The organism is Pseudomonas sp. MDT1-17 (genome assembly GCF_054898105.1).
The window spans coordinates 1,318,168-1,337,438 of the sequence record NZ_JBUBVM010000001.1 but is presented as its reverse complement, the minus strand read 5'-3'; the positions used below and the strand labels follow the sequence as shown (position 1 = coordinate 1,337,438).

Below are 19,271 nucleotides of genomic sequence, written 5' to 3'. Positions count from 1 at the left end.
TTACCCAGCCCCAGCCAGCGGTGAGATGAACTAGGCTTCCCGCAATATCACTCAAGGACGATAGCCATGTCAGATAGCCCAGAAAGCAAGATCGCAACGGCGGATGCTTTGACGCTGCTTCTTTACAACCAGCACGCCTTAGCTGCGGCCATTGAAGAAGTTACAAAGTGGCTCTCAGAGAACGGTGTCGGGATTGTCGCCGCTAACGCCATGGTTGCCATGGAAACGCTGGATACGAATGGACAAGCGATCGCTGACGCAATCATGCGATTACGTCTTTAATCAATGACAGCCAGAGAGTAGCAACCTACAATCTGTCCCGCTCGCCCGGTGTGGACAGTGCCCGTCTTCGCTGGATGCAGTACGTCACGCCGGGTGAGCCCCATCATTATATTTTCCAGCGTGAATCTAGATCGTCTGAAGAGTTGCACTTGTTCTGACGCAGCGGATTTGAAGTCTGTGGAAAGAGGCCCCGGCCTGTTTGTTTCGAGGCCCGAAAAATTGGTGAGGGCCTGAATCCTATCGGTAGCTACTCTAACTATTTATTGGTGCTGGATAGGCTTCGATGCTCTCCGTTATTAGCTGTGCATACTCAACTAGCACGGTGAGGTAATAGGACGCGAAGTCTTGATGGTTTCCGTTTGGCGTTCCGTCTTCATCGAATGCCGGCGCTTCAAAAATGTCAATTAGGTTGTACTTTCCGTGTTGAATAAAGTGCGAATTCACGTATTCCCCGACAGCATCTCTGTCTTCATCTTTCAAGGAGTCTTGGACATTGCTTGTCAACTGGTTCAGGTTTTTAGAATAGCCGCCGTAGTGAACAGTGCACTGTCGAAACTTCTCTATTAACGCAAAAACCACTTTGTAATTAGTGCCGGTTGGGCTATTGGTTTCATATTGTGCAAAGTGAGCAGAGTTTTTTCGGAACGCCTCAAGCTGAGTGAATGGCTTATACCCAACCTTATAGTGGTTAATATCCATAGAGCCTGTCCGGTACTTCCAATTACTTGGTTTCTCCCAGATACCTGTTCCTGTACGTCCGCAATGGGCATACGCGTTGACTAGGAAAACTTCGAACGCTTCGTACGCGTCTACAAGTAGCCATTGATATGTTTTCAGTCGTAGAAGAGTGTTAATTTCTAACTCATCTTCCAGCTTTTGTCGTGCTGAGCTGATTGTAATGTCAACACCGGATGATGGGGAGCGATAGAATAAGTGAAAAGGATGTCCATCCTGTTTGTTGATGGACCACTCAGGAAGTTTGTCGTGAGTTTCTTGAATCTTTTGATGTTGCTCTGTGAATATTCGCTCCGCGTGACGTTTGTACTGAATCAGCTTGCTGATATTGGTTGTGAGAGTCGCAAATTCCTCTGTTAGAAAGTGGTCAGACATTTCATCGCTCCTTGCACTTGTTCCATTAGGGAGAAGAGTTGACCGGGTGCAGTACTGCCACCAAGTCACTCGTTCGTCTTGGGCTTAGCGTTTTTCTCGTTTCGAGTAGTCGCCGTAAGCGTAGCCCATCTTCGCCGTCTCTCGCTCCGACTCCCTTCGATACATATCGCTTAACGTCCATCGCAGACGCTCATGTTCCAGCTTCAATGCTGCCAGCTCCTTGGAACAGTCGCGCCACATGCAGATCATTCCGGCAAGGTTCTTGTGAGCCTGCCGAAGGTCTCGCCGCGTGATGTCCAATTCAGAGCACAGCAGATCACACTGGTGCTTCAGCATCTCTTCGCGGGTGGGCAATCCCAATTCAAACCCGCTGTCATTGATCAAGTCGTCTTTCATCACACCGCACACCAATAACTGTATATACAAACAGTATCCCGATAGGTGATGCAGTTCAATCTGTGGGTGATGGGTGGCAAACCGGGGACTCAGATCGAACGAATCAGCGACAAAGGACACACATCACTTCCACTGTATAAGATGAAATTCTGCCTGCTGCGCGATCACCTGGTGGACAGTGGCCTGACCCGGGACGCCGACCTGCTGCGCCCCGACCTCTGCCCGCCAGAGATTCTCGCCCTCGCTCATGACTCTGCGTATATCGAACGCTACATGGGCGGCGAATTGTCCCGCGAAGACCAGCGGCGCCTCGGCCTGCCGTGGAGCGAAGCGTTGGCCCGGCGCACGGTGCGGGCAGTCGGCGGCTCGCTTCTGGCCGCCGAGCAGGCGCTGGAACATGGCTTGGCCTGCCACTTGGCGGGCGGCACCCATCATGCTCACTACGACCATCCTGCCGGGTTCTGCATCTTCAATGACCTGGCAGTGATCAGCCATTTCTTGCTGGAAAGCGGCCGTGTGAATCGAGTGCTGATCTTCGACTGCGATGTGCATCAGGGCGACGGGACTGCACGGATTCTGCACAACACCCCGGACGCGGTGACCGTTTCCCTGCACTGCGAAAAGAATTTCCCTGCACGCAAAGCCGAAAGTGACTGGGACATTCCACTGCCCATGGGGATGGGCGATGCCGATTACTTAAAGGTGGTGGACGACGCGCTCAACTATTTGCTGCCGCTCTACCAACCTGACCTGGTGCTGTACGACGCCGGCGTCGATGTGCATAAAGATGACGCGCTCGGTTACCTGAAGCTGACAGACGAAGGCGTCGCCGCTCGCGATGAACGTGTGATGCGTCATTGCCTGGGCCGCGATATTCCGGTGGTCGGTGTGATCGGCGGCGGCTACAGCAAGGACCGCAAGGCGTTGGCGCGCCGTCATGGAATCCTCCATCACAGCGCGCAACGGGTCTGGCAGTCATCAGGTTGTCATTGAGGTATGGGTCTTTACTCACAATGCCTGTGGAACTGCCTGTGGATAACCTGAGTGAAAGGTCCTGCAGGCCATGCTGCCTATAGCCTGCAAAGGGGTGGTTGTTTTTTGATCAGCTTCTTCAACAACTACCACAATGATTCGTGCTGGTAGAATGCGCGGCTTATTCCGCCACGCCGCAGCTCTAGCCATGACCCAGCCCTCGCCCTCCTCCTCTTCTCACGTTGCCATCATCGGCGGCGGCCCAGCCGGTTTGATGGCGGCTGAAGTGCTGAGCCAGGCCGGGATCAAGGTTGATCTGTACGACGGTATGCCTTCAGTTGGGCGAAAATTCCTGCTGGCCGGTGTGGGTGGCATGAACATCACCCATTCCGAAGCCTACCCGGCATTTCTCTCGCGCTACGCCGAACGCGTGCCGCAGATTGCGCCGTTGCTGCGGGGTTTCGGGGCCGAAGCCTTGTGCCAATGGATTCATGACCTGGGCATCGAAACCTTTGTCGGCAGCTCCGGCCGGGTTTTTCCTACAGACATGAAAGCCGCCCCGCTGTTACGCGCCTGGCTCAAACGTCTGCGAGACGCAGGCGTAGTTATCCACACCCGCCACCGCTGGCTTGGTTGGGATGACAGCGGTGGTTTGCGCATTGATAGCCCCGACGGCGAAAAAACCGTTCGACCCGACGCAACCTTGTTGGCCCTCGGCGGCGGCAGCTGGTCGCGCCTCGGCTCGGATGGCGCCTGGATGCTGCCATTGGAACAACACGGCGTAGGACTAACGCCGCTGCAACCGAGTAATTGCGGCTTCGAGGTGCAGGCCTGGAGCGAGTTGATGGTCAGCAAATTCGCCGGCGCACCGCTGAAAAACATCGCCATTGGCCTCAATGACGACGTCCCACGGCTCGGTGAATGTGTGATCACGGCGACCGGGATTGAAGGCAGTTTGATCTACGCCTTGTCGGCGCCGATCCGCGAAGCCATCAATCAGCACGGCTCGGCGACCCTTCACCTCGACCTGTTGCCGGGCAGGCCTGTGGATAAAGTGCAGGCTGCGTTGAATAAGCCGCGCGGGTCTCGTTCCATGTCGAAACATCTGCACAGCCAGCTCGGGATCGATGGCGTGAAAGCGGCGTTGCTGCGCGAACTCACGCCGGCCGAATGCTTTGCAGAGCCGGTGCTGCTGGCCAAGGCGATCAAGGCGTTGCCATTGACGTTGGTGAAAACCCGTCCGCTGGATGAAGCCATCAGCAGCGCCGGCGGCGTGATGTTCGAATCGATGGATGAACGATTGATGCTCAAGCCACTGCCTGGCGTTTTCTGCGCGGGGGAAATGCTGGATTGGGAAGCGCCGACGGGGGGGTATTTGCTGACAGCGTGTTTCGCCAGTGGTAGAGCGGCGGGATTGGGGATGGTGGAGTGGTTGAAGCGCAAGGACTGAAGAACCGAGGTGCGCCCTTCCTTCGCGAGCAGGCTCGCTCCCACAGGTGACCGAGTTCCTTCATGAGAATACGGTCAAAATGTGGGAGCGAGCCTGCTCGCGAAGGCGGCTTAACTAACGACGCACATTTTAAGGTTTCTTCTTGCGCGGCCCAGTATTAAACACTGGCACCTTGCGCACAGGCTTGATCGAAGGTTCCGGCGCCGAAGCATCACCACTCTCGACCCACTTACCCAGATTGCGTTTGCCGCCACCAGACGTCTTCGGCTTCTTCGGTTTTTTCGGTTTCTTGACCACCTGACCGCTGGCATCGGTGTCCGGCACCCGGTGCTCAGGCTCGAAGTCATGCTCCATCTGGCGAGGCAATGTCTGACGGGTCAACGTCTCGATGGCCGACAGTAGATTCACTTCATCGGCACAGACCAGCGAAATAGCCTGCCCGGTAGCACCCGCGCGACCGGTACGACCGATCCGGTGGATGTAGTCCTCAGCCACGATCGGCAGGTCGAAGTTGACCACCAATGGCAAATCTTCGATATCCAGGCCACGGGCCGCGACGTCGGTGGCCACAAGAATCTGCACTTCACTGGCCTTGAAACGATCCAGGGCACGCTGACGGGTCGCCTGCGGTTTGTCGCCGTGGATGCCGTCGGCATTGATGCCCAGGCCCTGGAGTTTTTCCACCAGCGCGTCCACGCCATTGCGGGTCTTGGCGAACACCAACACCTGTTTCCACTTGCCCTTGCGCAGCAAGTGAATGAACAGCTCCGGCTTGCGCTTCTTGTCCACCACCACAACCCATTGCTTGACGGTGCTGGCGGCGACGTTGCGCGGGCTGACTTCGATGCTCAGCGGATCGTTGAGCATTTGCCCGGCCAGCAAACGGATGGCGTCGGAAAAGGTCGCGGAAAACAACAGCGTCTGACGTTGCTTCGGCAGCACGCGGTAAATATTACCCAGCTCCTCGGAAAAACCCAGGTCGAGCATGCGATCGGCTTCGTCAAGAATCAGGGTTTGCAGCTGATTGAACTTGAGGGCCTTCTGGCGATACAGGTCGAGCAAACGACCCGGGGTCGCCACCAGCACGTCGACACCTTTGCGCAGCTTCATCATCTGCGGGTTGATGCTGACGCCGCCGTACACCGCGTAAGTGCTCAACGGCAGGTTCTCGGCGTACTGACGCACGGCTTCGTGAACCTGTTCCGCCAATTCGCGGGTCGGCACCAGGATCAGGGCGCGGACTGAGTTGGAGGCAACTTTCGGCCCTTCCATGGCCAGCAACTGCAGCAGCGGCAGCGCGAAACCGGCGGTCTTGCCGGTGCCGGTCTGGGCCGCAGCCATCAGGTCGCGACCGGCCAGCACCGCCGGAATGGCTTGCGCCTGAACCGGCGTCGGGGTCTGGTAGCCGAGCGTCTCGAGAGAGCGCAGCAAGGGTTCGATCAGGCCAAGGGTGGCGAAAGTCATGGGATTACCGTAGGAAAATTCAGCGCGGGTGTGCAAAGCGAGTATGCAATGGCGCGCAGTTTACCCTAATTCACACGGGATTCTGTCGGCACCGCTACGGCAGGTTGAACGGGAGCTCGACGCCATTGCGGCAATCCGATCAATACCACCGCACTGATGATCACCAACATGGCCAGCGCTTCCTCGATACCAATGGTCTCGCCTACAAACACGATCCCCAGCAACACCGCCACCGCCGGGTTGACGTAGGCATAACTGGTGGCCGCTGCCGGACGCACGTTTTTCAACAGGTACATATAAGCATTGAAGGCGATGATCGAACCGAAGAAGGTCAGGTAGGCCAGCGCCGCCCAACCTTCAATTGGCGGCATGCGTTCCAGATGCTCACCGCTCAACGCACTGCCGATCAGCAGCGCCACGCCGCCCACCAGCATTTCCACGGCACTGGCCATCGCGCCCTGGGGCAACGGCAAGTGTTTGCTCCACACCGAACCGAAGGCCCAGGAAGCTGCTGCGAATATCAGCAATGCGGCGCCCAGCGGGCTCGATTGCAAGTTGGAGCCGAGGTTGAGCATGGCAATGCCGATCAGCCCGAGCATAATCCCGGCCCATTCGAGACGGGTATTACGCGCACCCCAGAAATATCCGCAGAGCAAGGTAAACAGCGGCACTGTCGCCACCGCCAGCGCGGCAACGCCAGAAGCGACGCCCATGTGTTCGGCGACACTGACCCCGCCGTTACCGCAAGCGAGCAACAAAATCCCGATGATCCCCGCCGCTTTCCACTGCGGCCAGGTCGGTGCCGGTGCCCCGCGCCAACGCAGGAACGCGTACATCAACGTCCCGGCGATCACGAAACGAATACCGGCGAGCAGCAACGGCGGCCAGTACTCCACGCCGATGCGAATCACCAGGTAGGTCGAGCCCCAAATCACGTACAACGCAAAAAAGGCGGCGATCAACGGCAAGGGAAAACGGCGTAGGCCAGGCATGGGGCGGCTCGTAGGCAAGACAAGTGAACAGCTATTCTAGAAAGGCCAGCGGCGTAAAATAAGTTACAAAACCTGTTTATAGCGCCGGTACACTTTTCAAAACACGGAGATTGCCGTTATAACCCGTGTTTTCGAAAGTCAGTCATTGTGCAGGAATACCACGATGGATAAATACGACCGCATGCTCCTCAGCGCCCTGCTGGAAAACGGTCGTGCGTCCTACGCCGACCTGGCGCGCAAAGTGAACCTGTCCGCCCCGGCCGTGGCTGAGCGCGTGGCCAAACTCGAAGCCTGCGGGGTGATCACCGGGTACCAGGCGAAAGTCGACATGGCCAAGCTTGGATTGCCGATCCAGTGCGTGATCGAACTGCGCCTGAACCAGCACGGCAACCAGAAGGCCTACGACGACCTGATCAAAATCCCACAACTGACCGAATGCCATCGGGTGACGGGTGATCCGTGCGTGATCATGCAAGCGGCAGTGGGTTCGATGCCGGAGCTGGAAGAGTTGATTAACCGGATTGCCAAATTCGGGTTCAGCAAGACGTCGATCGTGTTGTCGAGCGCCATCGAGAAGCGAGTGCCGTTGGGGCAACTGGAAGGGAATGGCAAATAACTCTCCTGTAGGAGCTGTCGAGTGAAACGAGGCTGCGATCTTTTGACTCTGACTTTAAGGATCAAGATCAAAAGATCGCAGCCTCGTTTCACTCGACAGCTCCTACAGGGGGTCAGGGGATTTGCGGTGTTTCTGTCAAAACCCGCGATGGCGCTTGAGATGCTCATTGATCTTCGCCGCCGGCACTTTCTGCAAGCTGACCAGCAAATCATGCGACAACTCGCGCAACCCGTGCTTCTGCCGCAGTTCCTGGGCCAAATGCGCCGTCAGGTTGGCCGCCATCTCGGCATCGGCCATGGCCCGGTGAGCCTTGCCGGTGTTGGGCAGGCTGGCGAACGTGGTGAGGGTGCCGAGTTTGTGGTTCGGCGCGGCGGGCATCAAACGGCGGGCGAGTAGCAGCGAGCAGGCAAAGTTCTGCAAGCGTGTGCGCTTGATGCGGCCGAGTTCAAAGTCCCAGAACTTCTGGTCGAACGCGGCGTTGTGCGCCAGCAGCGGTGTGATGCCGACGAACTCGTTGACTTCGTTCATCACCTGCTCGGCCGACGGCGCGGTGCGCAGCATGGCGTTGCTGATGCCGGTGAGTTGTTCGATGAAGGCCGGGACGCGCACACCGGCATTCATCAGGCTTTGGTAACGCTCGACGATGCGCCCCTGTTCAAGGATCACCACGGCAATTTCCGTGGCCCGGCAGTTGCTGCTCGGGGAGATCCCGGTGGTTTCAAAGTCGATGACTGCTATGCGTTCCAAACCTGTTTCAACTCCGTAAAAATCAATTCTTGAGCAGCAATGCGCCTTCGATCGGCACGTAGCGGCTGGCGGCGCGGATCAGCGAGTTGGCCGTCAGGCCCGGCACGCCGTAGGCCACTGCTTGCACCCCGTGCTTCGTGATGATGCGCTCCAGCAGCATGTCGAAATCACCGTCACCGGAGGCCAGCACCACTTCGTCGACATGATCGGCGGCGTCCATGATATCGAGGGTGATGCCCACGTCCCAGTCGCCCTTGGCCGAGCCATCGCTGCGCTGGATGTAAGGCTTGAGCTTCACGATGAAACCGAGGTTGCGCAGGATCTGCTGGAATTGCTGCTGTTTGCTGTCGCCGCGATCGATCGCGTAGGCATAGGCCTCGACGATCTCGCCCTGTTTGCTGATATCAGCCCACAGTGCGGCATAGTTGAAGTGGCAACCATAAGCCTGACGCACGGTGTAATAGAGGTTCTGGACATCGGCGAACACTGCGATTTTTTTCACCGGTCATCCTCATTAACGCGCCGCAGCGCAGGCAGGATCAGGCACCAGGCCCGAAAAGTTGCCCAGTATGCCAGCCTGAAGGATTGTTCCGCGAAAAATCGGCCCGGAGCGCCAGAGCGCTCCGGACGAATGGCTTATCAGACGAAGGAATCGTCGTCGCCGCCGAAGAACGATGAGCTGTCATCGCTGTAGTCGGCGTCGGTAAAGCCGCCCTGATCGCTGGCGTTGTTGTCAGCCACGCGCGGGTCATCGCCCCAACCATTGCCGCTGTCGCTCTGATCGTTGACCTGAGCCGGTTCTTCCTTGATGACTTCAGCAACTTCCGGCTGCTGATTGTGGTTGAACAGGCTGCTGATGCCTTGCGCCAGCATCACGCCACCGGCCACACCGGCGGCGGTTTTCAGCGCACTACCGAGGAAACCACTGCCGGCAGGCTGTTGCTGGCCGTAATTCTGCTGAGGAGGCGCTGCACCGAAGTTCTGTTGTGGCGGCTGCGAGTTGAACGACGGCCGCGCCGGTTCACGCCAGCCGCCACCGCTCGATGCGGGTGGGTTTGGGGTTGGCGCGGGTAGCGAATCACGGGAACCGCCACCGAATATGCTCGATAGAAAACCGCCGCCGCTGGTTGCCGGAGCAGCCGGCTGAGCTTTGGCCTGCTGCAGTTCGGCCTGCAATTGCTGGACTTGCTGGGCGAGCTGCTTGTTCTGTTCGTCGAGGCTCTTGATGGCAGCCTCTTGCACCAGAATCGCCTGGGTCATGAAATAGCCTGCCGCTGGCTGGCGAGTCAGGTGTTCCTTGATCCGCGCCTCGGCCTGGGCGTCGCGCGGGGCTGAGTCCGTTTCGGCCTGTTGCAGCCGGGAAAACAGTCCATCGATCAGGGTTTGTTCTTCGCTGTTCATGGCGACCTCGTAGATTGCCGGGAATTTCTGCCCTATCCACTGTGGATAAGGGACACCCCTCTAATGGAGCTTGATGCAGGATGTTTCAATGGTCTTTACCGAACGTTTACGTTTGCGCCCAAAAGCGCTTCATCGGTTAAAGTGGGCCACTGCTTCCAACCTGCGATACCGACTGATGAATTCGTTAGATGTGCTGCGTGACTCTCTGTATTTCTTCAAACGCAATCTGGGCCAGATCGTTCGGCTGTGCCTGCCGCTGGTGATCTTCGAGGCGTTGTTACAACTCGTGGTCGACCACTCCACCGAGCCGGACAGTTTTCCCGGCATCAGCGTGATCGTCGGCTTGCTGGTCTACCCGCTGTACACCGGCGCACTGATCCTGTTTCTCGATGCCCGCAGCCGTGGCGAATCGCCGCGCAATCGCGACCTGCTGGCGATGTCCGCGACCCTGTGGCCACGCTTCGCCCTGCTCACCGCCCTCAATACCCTGCTGATTCTGCTCGGCCTGTCGCTGTATTTCCTGCCGGGTATCTGGCTGATGGTGACCCTGGCGTTTGGCGAGTACCTGCTGGTGCTGCGTGGCCTCGCCCCGCTGGCGGCGATGAAGGAAAGCCTGCGTCTGACCCGCGGCAACTTCCTGCGCATTCTGGTGTGCATTCTGTGTGTGATGGGCCCGTTGTGGCTGCTCAAGGGTGCGACGCTGGCGGTCTACCCCGAGCCGCAGAACCCGGTGATTTCGTTGCTGATCGACAGCGCCCAGAGCTTCCTGCAACTGTTCGTTAGCGTGGTGTTGTTCCGCTTGTTCATGCTGATCAGCGAAGTGCCCGAGAAAATTGACGGGCCCCTCTGACCGCTCTACCCGTGGGCTTAAGCCCGTCTGTCGGTTATGCTCGGTTCAACTTTTGTAACGCTATAAGCCGAGCCATGACCCGTCTACTGCGCTACACCCTGCTGGGCCTGTTGATCATGACCGGCCTGATGGCCTTGCTGCTCTACAACCTGACTTGGCGCCCCGAAGCCAAGGAAGCCTTACCGGTCAGTTGCAATGCCCAGGCACCGACGCTGGTGCCCGGTCAGGCGCTGAAGGTGATGACCTGGAACGTCCAGTACCTGGCGGGAAAACGCTACGTATTCTGGAATGACCTGGCGGCCGGCAATGACGAAAAACCCACGCCCGATGACATGGCCTTCAGCCTCGATGAAGTAGCGCGGGTGATCCGCGACGAGCAACCGGACGTCGTGCTGTTGCAGGAGCTCGATGACGGCGCCAAGGCCAGTGATTACCAACGCCAGTTCAAGCTGCTGCAGGAGCGGGTCGCGGACCTTTATCCGTGCAGCACCAGCGCGTTCGACTTTAAGGCTGACTTTGTCCCTGATCCCCACATCTTCGGCAGCGTCGGCCGGCAACTGGCAACCCTGAGCCGCTACCAGATCGACCATGCCCAGCGCCTGCAATTGCCGGTGGCGCCGGCCAACCTGATCAGTCGCCAGTTCCAGCCGAAAAACGCCATTCTCGTTGCCTACCTGCCATTGAGCGACGGCAGTCAGGTAGCGCTGCTCAATACCCATCTGGACCGCGCCGCGCAACCCGACGACACGTTGCAAGCGCAGGTGTCGACCGTGGCCAAAGTCCTCGACAAGTTCGAAAGCCGCGGTACGCCATGGCTGATCGGCGGCGACTTCAATCTGTTGCCATTGGGGCAGTATCAACGCTTGCCCGCCGAGCAACGCTCGCCCTACTCCGCTGACAGCGCGTTGCACGTGCTGTGGGACAAATACGCGATGATCCCCAACAACAATGAGGCCAGCGGGATCGACCGCGCACGCTGGCTGACCCATTACCCGAACGATCCGAGCCTGAGCGGCCCGGACCGCACCGTCGACTATCTGTTTTACAGCCCACGCATCAAACGGGTCGAGGCGATGGTGAGGCAGGACGATACGTTGCGCATCTCCGATCACTTGCCGGTGATAGCGCGGTTCCTGCTACCCGCCGCGCCTTAACGACTGCCTCGCTCCCACAAAGATCGTGTCAAACCCAGTATCAGTTCTGCTGCCAGTCATCAGGAATAACCGCGATCACATCGATTTCCATCAGCCACTGCGGTTGACCGAGTCCGGAAATGACCAACCCCGTCGAGATCGGGAAAACGCCCTTCAGCCATTTGCCCACCACTTGATAAACCGGCTCGCGGTAACGCGGGTCGATGATGTAAGTGGTGGTTTTGACGATATGCGACAGATCGCTCCCCGCCTCCTCCAGAAGCTGTTTGACGTTTTTCATCGCCTGTTCGGCCTGGGCGCCCGGATCGCCAAGGCCCACCAGGTTGCCCTCGAAATCGGTGCCGATCTGGCCGCGTACATACACCGTGTTGCCAGTGCGTACGGCCTGGCAAAGATCATTGTCCAGTGACTGATTGGGGTACGTGTCTTGGGTATTGAACATGCGAATTCGCGTGTGAGTAGGCATCAACTGACTCCCCTGAAACTTGATTGAAAAAGCGGTGGATCGAGAATGACCAGCGGTCATTCCCGCGGTCGATTCTTAACGCTGCGACGGGTCCCGGTATTCGAGGTACTGGCGCTGCGTGGCAATGTGGCCGGCGACGTGCTTGGCGTCGTGCCAGACACCCCAGATAAAGCTCGAACCGCGACGCGACAGCCACGGCAGGCCCACGAAGTAGACGCCCGGCTCGTTCGAGACTCCGCGCTGATGACGCGGCTTGCCCTTCTCGTCGAAGGTGTCGACCTGCAGCCAGCTGTAATCGACGGCGTAGCCGGTTGCCCAAATGATCGAGGTGACGCCCGCCTCGGCCAGATCAAGTTCGAGAATCGGGTGAGTGATGCAATCTGGATCGGGAAGCATGAACCGGGCTTCGGGCTCTTCCGGAAGGTCGAGTCCGTTGCGCGCAATGTAGGCATCCGCCGCATCCAGCAGCGACAGGTAGTTCTCGTCGCCCGCAGCGATGTTGCGCGCCAGATCCTGCTGGAACGTCACCACGCCGTTGTTGAACGATTGGGTCAACCCCACCAGCGTCACGCCTTGTTGGGCGAGGCCCCGGAAATCGACGGTATGCCCGCCACGCGCACCGCTCACCGCGATGGTCACGTGCTCACGCCCCGGCTCCATCACTTCGGCATCCCAAAGCCCCAGCACCCCCAGCCACCAGCAGAAATCACGGTTGCGATAGGCACGAGGCGGACGGTCATGCTGACCGACCGACAGATAGACTTGCTTGCCTGCGCGCTGCAATTCATCGGCAATCTGCACACCGGAAGAACCTGCACCGACCACCAGCACAGCGCCTTCGGGAAGCTGCTGCGGGTTGTAGTACTGAGCCGAGTGAATCTGCGTGATCGTGCTGTCTGTTGGCGCAATTGGTGGAATCACCGGACGCTGGAACGGACCGGTCGCCGCCACCACACGATTGGCCTGAATCACGCCTTCGGAGGTTTCGATGGTGAAGCCTGGACGGTCACTGTTGCGCACCATTTTTTTGACTTCTACACCGGTACGAATCGGTGCTTCGAATTTCTCGGCATAGGCTTCGAAGTAAGCGGCAACGCGATCTTTTGAAGCGAAGGCGTCGGGCTCCAGGTCTTCAAAGGCCAGCCCGGGGAAGCGGTCATGCCAGACCGGGCCGTTGGCCACCAGCGAATCCCAACGCCCGGTGCGCCACGCTTCAGCGATGCGGTTACGCTCCAGGACGAGGTGCGGCACGCCGAGTTTGCTCAGGTGCTCGCTCATGGCGACGCCAGCCTGGCCGGCACCGACAACAAGCGTATCTATTTCTATCTTTTTATCATTCATGCTTGTGTCCTTCAGAGAGGCGACTATGGCGCGACACGTCGCGACAGTTCAGCTGTTTCAATAATTAATTCCGCGTAAACAACTTTGCAGACGGGGTAGTTTTATTGTGCTTAGCGAATGCCAAGAACGAAATTATGATTTTTGTGGTTGTTGCCCATGAAAAAACTAACCAACAACTAAACTTGGCACCGGGAGCTCTCGGGATAAATGAAAACACTGTAGGAGCGAGCCTGCTCGCGATGTACTTGAAAGCACCGCGTTTATTCAGGCAATACGCGTTATCGTTAACGACCATCGCGAGCAGGCTCGCTCCTACCGTTAATGGAGCGAGCCTGATGGTTACTTAAAGCACGCCAATTTCTTGCGCGGTTCTATCAACAGCAATCTTCGTCTTGGCAACCAGTTCGTCGATTTCAGCGCGCGTCGCGATCAATGCCGGCGCCATGATCATGCGTCCAAGCGTCGAGCGAATAATCACGCCTTCCTCAAAGCCAATCGTGCGGCAACGCCAGGAGATGTCGCCTTCGTTGGCGAAGCGCTTGCGGGTCGCCTTGTCCTCGGCAAACTGCAACGCGGCAACCAGGCCGACACCCTGGATCTCACCCACCAGCGGATGATTGCCGAACACCTCACGCAGACACTGCTGCAGGTAAGGACCGGTGTCGCTTTTCACCTGGGTGACCACCCCCTCATCGCGCAACGCCTTGAGGTTGGCGATCGCCACGGCAGCCGCCACCGGGTGACCGGAATAGGTCAGGCCGTGGGCAAACACACCGCCCTGCTCGACCAGCACTTCGGCCATGCGCCGACTCAGAATCAGCCCACCCATTGGGATGTAGCCCGAGGTCAGGCCCTTGGCGATCGATAGGGTGTCCGGCTCGAAATCAAAGTGTTGGTGGGCGAACCATTCACCGGTCCGGCCGAAGCCACCGATCACTTCGTCAGCACACAGCAGCACGTCGTACTTGCGGCAGATTCGCTGGATTTCCGGCCAGTAGCTTTCTGGCGGGAAGATCATGCCGCCGGCGCCCTGGAACGGCTCGGCGATAAACGCAGCGACGTTCTCCGCGCCCAGTTCGAGAATTTTAGCTTCCAACTGCCGAGCCGCGCGCAGGCCGAACTCGGCAGGCGTCAGATCACCTTCGTGGGCGAACCAGTACGGTTCATCGATGTGCGCGACGTCAGGAATCACACCACCCATTTCGTGCATGAACTTCATCCCGCCCATCGCGCTGGCGGCCAAGGTAGAGCCGTGGTATCCGTTCCAGCGACCGATCATGACCTTCCTCTGCGGCTTGCCGAGAACCTGCCAGTAACGGCGCACGGTACGGATCAACACCTCGTTGGCCTCGGAGCCGGAGTTGGTGTAGATCGCGTGGCTGTAGTGCTTGGGCAGCAGGCTGAACAGCAGCTCGGAAAGCTCGACCACGGCCGGGTGAGTGGTGTGAAAGAACATGTTGTAGTACGGCAACTGCTCCAGCTGGCGGGTCGCCGCCGCGGCGAGATCCTTGCGCCCATAGCCGAGGTTGGTGCACCACAAACCGGACATGCCATCGAGGTAGCGATTGCCGTCGTTGTCCCACAGATGCAGGCGGTCGCCACCGACGATGACGCGCGGCCCCTCTTCGTTCAACGCCTTCTGATCGAGGAATGCGTGAATGTGGTGGGCGGCATCGGCCGCTTGATAGTCCTTGGTGTCGCGCTGGGGTTTGTAGTCAGTTGTCATCTCTTATTCTCCTGAATTGAATAAAGGTTCAGTTCCCGGACACCGTGGCGATCGGTGTCACCTTCGGCGCATCGTTGCCCTGCGATTCGTTTTGAATGAGTGGCTCCGGCGTAAACAGCGGTTTGCGCATCACGAATTTGACCCACACCACTGCGATTACCGATATCACACCCAGCACCACACCGGCGTAGGCAAAAATGCTGGCGGTCATCTCCGGCGTTGGCGACACGTGGTAGATCGCAAACAGCATGCCGACGATGCCGATGACCTGTGGCCATGGATAAAACGGTGAGCGGAATGGACGGGCCAGATGGGGATAACGCCGGCGCAAGGCGATCACATCGATGTGCACGATGATGTAGGCCAGCAGCCAGGCGAGTGCGGCGGCCAGCAGCAACAAGCTGATCGCTGCCGAGTCGTGCCCCAGAATGAGGATCGGCAGGCCGGTGATCGCGGCAACGAACAGCACCGCCACCCAGGGCGTACGGCCGCGTGCCGTGAGCTTTTTGAACTGCGGGAAGGCCTGGCCGTTTTGCGCCATGCCGTAGAGCATGCGCGGCAAGGCTGCCAAGGAGGAGTTCACTGTGCTGCAAGTCGCGGTAATGGCCGCGACCACCAGGAACAACTTGCCAGCCTCACCGAAAACCGTGGTGGCCAGCAGGTAATGCGGCAACGCATCGCTCGCCAGTTGCTCACGTGGAATGCACAGCAACGCGCCAAAGCAGTACAGCGCGATCACCCCGAAAATCACCGTCAGGCCAATGGTCATCGAGCGTGGAATATTGCGCTCGGGATTGCGGGTTTCTTCCACCAGCGGACAGACGAACTCAGCCCCGACAAAGCCCCAGACGGCCATGGCAACCAGGGTGATCGCGCCGAACTCCAGCGGGTTCCAGCCTTGGTCCAGCGGCAACTGCAGACTGGCCTGGCCGTTACTCAGCGACGCCAGGCCCATGGCGACGAGGATCACTACCATCACCAACGCCAGCACGTTTTGCAGCTTGGCGAAGACATCGATCCCGAACAGGTTCAGCACAGTGAACAGCCCCAGCACCCCATAGGCCACCAGCATATGCGGAATGACATCCGGGTAAACCTTGCTGATCACCAGGTCCAGCAGCAGAAGCTCGGCGGAGAGCGCAAACATCGCCACCACCATGTACCCCGAGAACGTCGCGAGAATCGCCGGGAAATGCCCGATCGCCACTTCGGTGTAACTGCTGAGGCTGCCCGCCCGCGGGATCATCAAGGCCAGCTCGGAAAACGACCAGGCGTAAGTGATTGCCAGCACATAGGCGATGGCCAGCGGAATGATGAAACCGAAACCGGCGATGCCGGCGCCTTGCAGCATCAGCACCATGACACCTTGCGACACCACGACGCCCACCGCAACGGCCAGCAACGAGCCCAGCCCCAGGACCCGGCGCAATCCGCCAGACGGTCCCTGGATGGACGCGGTTGTACTTGAACTCATGACAAACTCCCCGTGTTTTCTTGTTGTTGATCGCCTCCGAGTGGAAGGCAGGGATAAACATCGCGACTCATCCTTGAGTTGCGATGGGTGACAACAGCGGTTTAGCGGGCCGCCCAAGCGTTGAAGCGTTCCTCGAGCTCTTCGCCGTGATCGACCCAGAATGTGGCATCGACCAGCTGACCTTCAGAAAGATTGGCTTGAGCCGTGGGCAGTTGGGCGAGCGTGTCGGCCGGTAGCTGCGCCAGCACATCCTTGCGGATCGGGCCGTAGGGAATTTGGCTGGAGAAGGCTTTCTGGCCGCTCGCCTGGCTGGCAAACACGATGAAACGCTCGGCCAGCGCCTTGTTCGGACTGCCGCGAACAATCGCCCAGTGATCAGGATCGTAGAGGTGGCCGTTCCAGGAGATGGCCAGTTTCGAACCTTCCTTCTGCGCCACGGCAATTCGGCCGTTGTAGGCCGCCGACATGACTACGTCACCGGCCACGAGCCATTGCGGTGGCTGGGCGCCGGCTTCCCACCACTGGATCGAAGGCTTGATCTGGTCGAGCTTGTGAAACGCCCGATCCACGCCTTCCTTGGTGCCCAGTACTTTGTACAGGTCATCCTGTTTGACCCCATCGGCGAGCAGCGCCACTTCCAGGGTGTACTTGGCGCCTTTGCGCAGGCCACGCTTGCCGGGAAATTGCTGCAAGTTCCACATGTCCGCCCAGGAGGTTGGCGCCGCGCTCACCTTGTTCGAGTTGTAGGCGAGCACCATCGACCACACGTAGCTCGCCACACCGCACTCGCTGACCGCGCCTGGCAAGTAGCTTTTTGAATCCCCGATCAGCGCCGGGTCCAGTCGCTCGAACAATCCCTCTTCACAGCCGCGCAAGAGTTCAGGGCTTTCAACTTCGACAACGTCCCAACTGACCTGGCCCACATCGACCATGGCTTTCACCTTGGAAAGTTCTCCGCTGTACTCTCCGACGACAACTTTGCCAGCGCCACTTTGTTCAAAGGGTTTGAAGTAAGCCCCCTCCTGCGCTGCTTTGGTGGCACCACCGAACGAAATAACCGTGAGACTTTCGGCGTGCGCAACAACCGGCACCGTACATACCAGAAGCGCAGTTAAACCAGCCGCTGCTGTAACGCTCGAAGACGAATATCTGAACATGAAAGCTCCCTCACTTTTTAATTGTGGTTAGTTACTGAGGCAGTCACGGCCACGCAGCCGCAAGTACACGGAAAATTCTCCGCGCGATGACATCTTTTTATTCTTTAAACCGCACACAATTAGCGTGCGGGTAATGGTTCAGGAAACGCTCAACGCAATTGAAACCAGGTGGTTTTCAACTGGGTGTATTTATCGAACGAGTGCAACGACAGGTCCCGGCCGAAACCCGATTGCTTGCCACCGCCGAACGGCACGCTGACATCGAGGGCGTCCACGGTGTTCACCGAAACCGTGCCGGCCTTCAGCGCACGCGCGACCCGGTGCGCGCGATTCAGATCATCGCTCCACACCGAAGCCGCCAGCCCATAGATGCTGTCGTTGGCCAGTCGTACCGCTTGCTCTTCGGTGTCGAACGTGGAAATCGCCAGCACCGGCCCGAACACCTCTTCGCGCGACAGGTGCGAGTCATGATCGACGTCGGCAAAAATGGTCGGTTCGATAAAGTTGTCGGAACCGTTGAAGCTCAAACGACGACCACCGGTGAGCCGTCGGGCTCCGTCTTCGTGGGCGCGCTCGATAACGCTCATCACGCGCGACGCCTGGGCCGAATCGACAATGGCGCCCGCGGCGCTTGCAGGATTCAAAGGATCGCCGGGCATCCAGGCTTTGGCTTTTTCCAGAAGACGCTCGATAAACTCATCTTTGATCGAACGCTGTACATACAGCCGCGAGTTGGCTGAACACACCTCGCCCTGATTGAAGAAGATGCCGAAAGCCGCTTTCTCCGCCGCCAGATCAAGATCACGGCAATCGTCGAACACCAGGCTCGGGCTCTTGCCGCCACACTCAAGCCAGACCTGCTTGAGGTTCGATTGCGCGGCGTACTGCATGAAGTACTTGCCCACCTGAGTGGAGCCGGTAAACACCAGACAGTCGACATCGGGATGCAGGCCCAGCGCCTTGCCGGCGGACTCGCCCAGCCCCGGCAGCACGTTCAGAACGCCCGGTGGCAAACCGGCCTCCAGCGCCAACTCGGCCAGACGCAGCGCAGAGAACGGTGATTGCTCGGCGGGCTTGAGCACCACGCTATTGCCGGCCGCCAGGGCCGGGGCAAGTTTCCAGGCGGCCATGTCGAGGGGGAAGTTCCACGGCACGACGGCCGCGACGACGCCCAGCGCTTCACGGGTGATGGTCGCCAGCGCCGATGACGCGGTGGGAGCGACCTGATCGTAAAGCTTGTCCAGCGACTCGCCATACCAGGCGAACACATGAGCAGCACCGGGAACGTCGATGTTGTAGGCATCCATCACTGGCTTGCCCATGTTCAGCGAATCGAGCAACGCGAGCTCTTCACGATGGGCCAGAACCAGTTCAGACAGCCGCAACATCACCCGCTTGCGCTCAACCGGCGCCATCCGTGCCCACGGGCCTTCGTTGAAGGCGCGGCGCGCACTGCGAACCGCCAGCTCCACTTCCACTTCGCCACAAGCCGCAACTCGGGCAAGCAACTGATTGGTCGCCGGGTTGATCGAATCGAACGTCGCGCCTGAAGCGGCAGCGACCTGCCGGCCATCGATCAAGGCTTTATCAGAGAAGGTTTGCCGGGCAGCTCGTTGCTGCCAATAGTCGAGGTCGAACACGCTACGCTCCCTTTACGACCACCAGGGTGGTCG

General features: G+C 58.8%; 18 protein-coding genes and 1 pseudogene. 6 read left to right on the top strand and 13 right to left on the bottom strand.

The window, feature by feature from the left end:
- Positions 1 to 66 precede the first annotated feature (66 nt).
- Positions 67 to 282: a hypothetical protein gene (locus ACYZTX_RS05875; protein WP_462033306.1), complete on the top strand. Its 216-nt coding sequence runs from the start codon at positions 67 to 69 to the stop codon at positions 280 to 282.
- Between the two features lie 252 nt (positions 283 to 534).
- Here ACYZTX_RS05875 and ACYZTX_RS05870 read toward each other — a convergent pair whose 3' ends face one another.
- Positions 535 to 1,392: a hypothetical protein gene (locus ACYZTX_RS05870; protein WP_462033305.1), complete on the bottom strand. Its 858-nt coding sequence runs from the start codon at positions 1,390 to 1,392 to the stop codon at positions 535 to 537.
- Positions 1,393 to 1,476: 84 nt separating this feature from the next.
- Positions 1,477 to 1,788 carry a hypothetical protein gene (locus tag ACYZTX_RS05865; RefSeq protein WP_462033304.1) on the bottom strand — a complete coding sequence of 104 codons (312 nt, stop codon included), beginning with the start codon at positions 1,786 to 1,788 and terminating at the stop codon, positions 1,477 to 1,479.
- Positions 1,789 to 1,932: 144 nt separating this feature from the next.
- Here ACYZTX_RS05865 and ACYZTX_RS05860 point away from each other — a divergent pair.
- Together ACYZTX_RS05860 and ACYZTX_RS05855 are read left to right on the top strand one after the other, a co-directional pair.
- Positions 1,933 to 2,781: pseudogene (locus ACYZTX_RS05860) on the top strand (histone deacetylase family protein); the annotation flags it as partial.
- A 187-nt stretch (positions 2,782 to 2,968) separates the two neighbouring features.
- Entirely contained in the window at positions 2,969 to 4,210 is a 1,242-nt protein-coding gene (locus tag ACYZTX_RS05855; protein WP_462033303.1) for a TIGR03862 family flavoprotein, read from the top strand.
- Between the two features lie 129 nt (positions 4,211 to 4,339).
- Here the strand turns inward: ACYZTX_RS05855 and ACYZTX_RS05850 are convergent, their stop codons facing one another.
- Complete coding sequence (locus tag ACYZTX_RS05850; RefSeq protein WP_462033302.1) at positions 4,340 to 5,674, bottom strand: DEAD/DEAH box helicase; 1,335 nt, start codon at positions 5,672 to 5,674, stop codon at positions 4,340 to 4,342.
- A 65-nt stretch (positions 5,675 to 5,739) separates the two neighbouring features.
- Positions 5,740 to 6,666 carry a drug/metabolite exporter YedA gene (gene yedA / locus ACYZTX_RS05845; protein WP_462033301.1) on the bottom strand — a complete coding sequence of 309 codons (927 nt, stop codon included), beginning with the start codon at positions 6,664 to 6,666 and terminating at the stop codon, positions 5,740 to 5,742.
- Between the two features lie 163 nt (positions 6,667 to 6,829).
- On the opposite strand from yedA, the gene ACYZTX_RS05840 reads away from it, so the two are divergent.
- Positions 6,830 to 7,282, top strand: coding sequence for an Lrp/AsnC family transcriptional regulator (locus ACYZTX_RS05840; RefSeq protein ID WP_008149219.1), 453 nt, complete (start codon positions 6,830 to 6,832; stop codon positions 7,280 to 7,282).
- Positions 7,283 to 7,417: 135 nt separating this feature from the next.
- Here ACYZTX_RS05840 and ACYZTX_RS05835 read toward each other — a convergent pair whose 3' ends face one another.
- The 3 genes from ACYZTX_RS05835 to ACYZTX_RS05825 form a co-directional block, all read right to left on the bottom strand.
- On the bottom strand, positions 7,418 to 8,029 hold the full coding sequence (locus ACYZTX_RS05835; protein ID WP_462033300.1) for a 3'-5' exonuclease: 612 nt from the start codon (positions 8,027 to 8,029) through the stop codon (positions 7,418 to 7,420).
- A gap of 22 nt (positions 8,030 to 8,051) precedes the next feature.
- Entirely contained in the window at positions 8,052 to 8,531 is a 480-nt protein-coding gene (locus ACYZTX_RS05830) for a LabA-like NYN domain-containing protein (protein ID WP_010467410.1), read from the bottom strand.
- 137 nt (positions 8,532 to 8,668) lie between these two features.
- A complete protein-coding gene (locus ACYZTX_RS05825; protein ID WP_462033299.1) occupies positions 8,669 to 9,430 on the bottom strand; it encodes a DUF2076 domain-containing protein in 762 nt (253 codons plus the stop codon).
- A gap of 175 nt (positions 9,431 to 9,605) precedes the next feature.
- On the opposite strand from ACYZTX_RS05825, the gene ACYZTX_RS05820 reads away from it, so the two are divergent.
- Complete coding sequence (locus tag ACYZTX_RS05820) at positions 9,606 to 10,280, top strand: YciC family protein (RefSeq protein WP_462033298.1); 675 nt, start codon at positions 9,606 to 9,608, stop codon at positions 10,278 to 10,280.
- A gap of 74 nt (positions 10,281 to 10,354) precedes the next feature.
- A complete protein-coding gene (locus ACYZTX_RS05815) occupies positions 10,355 to 11,434 on the top strand; it encodes an endonuclease/exonuclease/phosphatase family protein (RefSeq protein WP_462033297.1) in 1,080 nt (359 codons plus the stop codon).
- A 40-nt stretch (positions 11,435 to 11,474) separates the two neighbouring features.
- On the opposite strand, the gene ACYZTX_RS05810 is transcribed toward ACYZTX_RS05815, so the two are convergent.
- The 6 genes from ACYZTX_RS05810 to ACYZTX_RS05785 all read right to left on the bottom strand — a co-directional run bounded on the left by ACYZTX_RS05810 (position 11,475) and on the right by ACYZTX_RS05785 (position 19,238).
- Positions 11,475 to 11,900 (bottom strand): RidA family protein, encoded by a 426-nt coding sequence (locus ACYZTX_RS05810; protein ID WP_462033296.1) that lies wholly within the window; start codon positions 11,898 to 11,900, stop codon positions 11,475 to 11,477.
- Positions 11,901 to 11,975: 75 nt separating this feature from the next.
- Positions 11,976 to 13,241 (bottom strand): flavin-containing monooxygenase, encoded by a 1,266-nt coding sequence (locus ACYZTX_RS05805; protein ID WP_462033295.1) that lies wholly within the window; start codon positions 13,239 to 13,241, stop codon positions 11,976 to 11,978.
- A gap of 343 nt (positions 13,242 to 13,584) precedes the next feature.
- Complete coding sequence (locus ACYZTX_RS05800) at positions 13,585 to 14,967, bottom strand: aspartate aminotransferase family protein (RefSeq protein ID WP_462033294.1); 1,383 nt, start codon at positions 14,965 to 14,967, stop codon at positions 13,585 to 13,587.
- A gap of 28 nt (positions 14,968 to 14,995) precedes the next feature.
- On the bottom strand, positions 14,996 to 16,441 hold the full coding sequence (locus ACYZTX_RS05795; protein WP_462033293.1) for an APC family permease: 1,446 nt from the start codon (positions 16,439 to 16,441) through the stop codon (positions 14,996 to 14,998).
- 101 nt (positions 16,442 to 16,542) lie between these two features.
- A complete protein-coding gene (locus ACYZTX_RS05790; RefSeq protein WP_462033292.1) occupies positions 16,543 to 17,598 on the bottom strand; it encodes an ABC transporter substrate-binding protein in 1,056 nt (351 codons plus the stop codon).
- A 149-nt stretch (positions 17,599 to 17,747) separates the two neighbouring features.
- Entirely contained in the window at positions 17,748 to 19,238 is a 1,491-nt protein-coding gene (locus ACYZTX_RS05785) for an aldehyde dehydrogenase (RefSeq protein ID WP_462033291.1), read from the bottom strand.
- Positions 19,239 to 19,271: the final 33 nt, after the last annotated feature.

Coding starts and splice junctions, on each gene's coding strand:
- ACYZTX_RS05815 (WP_462033297.1), top strand. CDS start 10,355: ATGACCCGTCTACTGCGCTACACCCTGCTGGGCCTGTTGATCATGACC.
- ACYZTX_RS05810 (WP_462033296.1), bottom strand. CDS start 11,900: ATGCCTACTCACACGCGAATTCGCATGTTCAATACCCAAGACACGTAC.
- ACYZTX_RS05825 (WP_462033299.1), bottom strand. CDS start 9,430: ATGAACAGCGAAGAACAAACCCTGATCGATGGACTGTTTTCCCGGCTG.
- ACYZTX_RS05870 (WP_462033305.1), bottom strand. CDS start 1,392: ATGTCTGACCACTTTCTAACAGAGGAATTTGCGACTCTCACAACCAAT.
- ACYZTX_RS05795 (WP_462033293.1), bottom strand. CDS start 16,441: ATGAGTTCAAGTACAACCGCGTCCATCCAGGGACCGTCTGGCGGATTG.
- ACYZTX_RS05865 (WP_462033304.1), bottom strand. CDS start 1,788: ATGAAAGACGACTTGATCAATGACAGCGGGTTTGAATTGGGATTGCCC.
- ACYZTX_RS05840 (WP_008149219.1), top strand. CDS start 6,830: ATGGATAAATACGACCGCATGCTCCTCAGCGCCCTGCTGGAAAACGGT.
- ACYZTX_RS05805 (WP_462033295.1), bottom strand. CDS start 13,241: ATGAATGATAAAAAGATAGAAATAGATACGCTTGTTGTCGGTGCCGGC.
- ACYZTX_RS05790 (WP_462033292.1), bottom strand. CDS start 17,598: ATGTTCAGATATTCGTCTTCGAGCGTTACAGCAGCGGCTGGTTTAACT.
- ACYZTX_RS05855 (WP_462033303.1), top strand. CDS start 2,969: ATGACCCAGCCCTCGCCCTCCTCCTCTTCTCACGTTGCCATCATCGGC.
- ACYZTX_RS05800 (WP_462033294.1), bottom strand. CDS start 14,967: ATGACAACTGACTACAAACCCCAGCGCGACACCAAGGACTATCAAGCG.
- yedA (WP_462033301.1), bottom strand. CDS start 6,666: ATGCCTGGCCTACGCCGTTTTCCCTTGCCGTTGATCGCCGCCTTTTTT.
- ACYZTX_RS05850 (WP_462033302.1), bottom strand. CDS start 5,674: ATGACTTTCGCCACCCTTGGCCTGATCGAACCCTTGCTGCGCTCTCTC.
- ACYZTX_RS05820 (WP_462033298.1), top strand. CDS start 9,606: ATGAATTCGTTAGATGTGCTGCGTGACTCTCTGTATTTCTTCAAACGC.
- ACYZTX_RS05875 (WP_462033306.1), top strand. CDS start 67: ATGTCAGATAGCCCAGAAAGCAAGATCGCAACGGCGGATGCTTTGACG.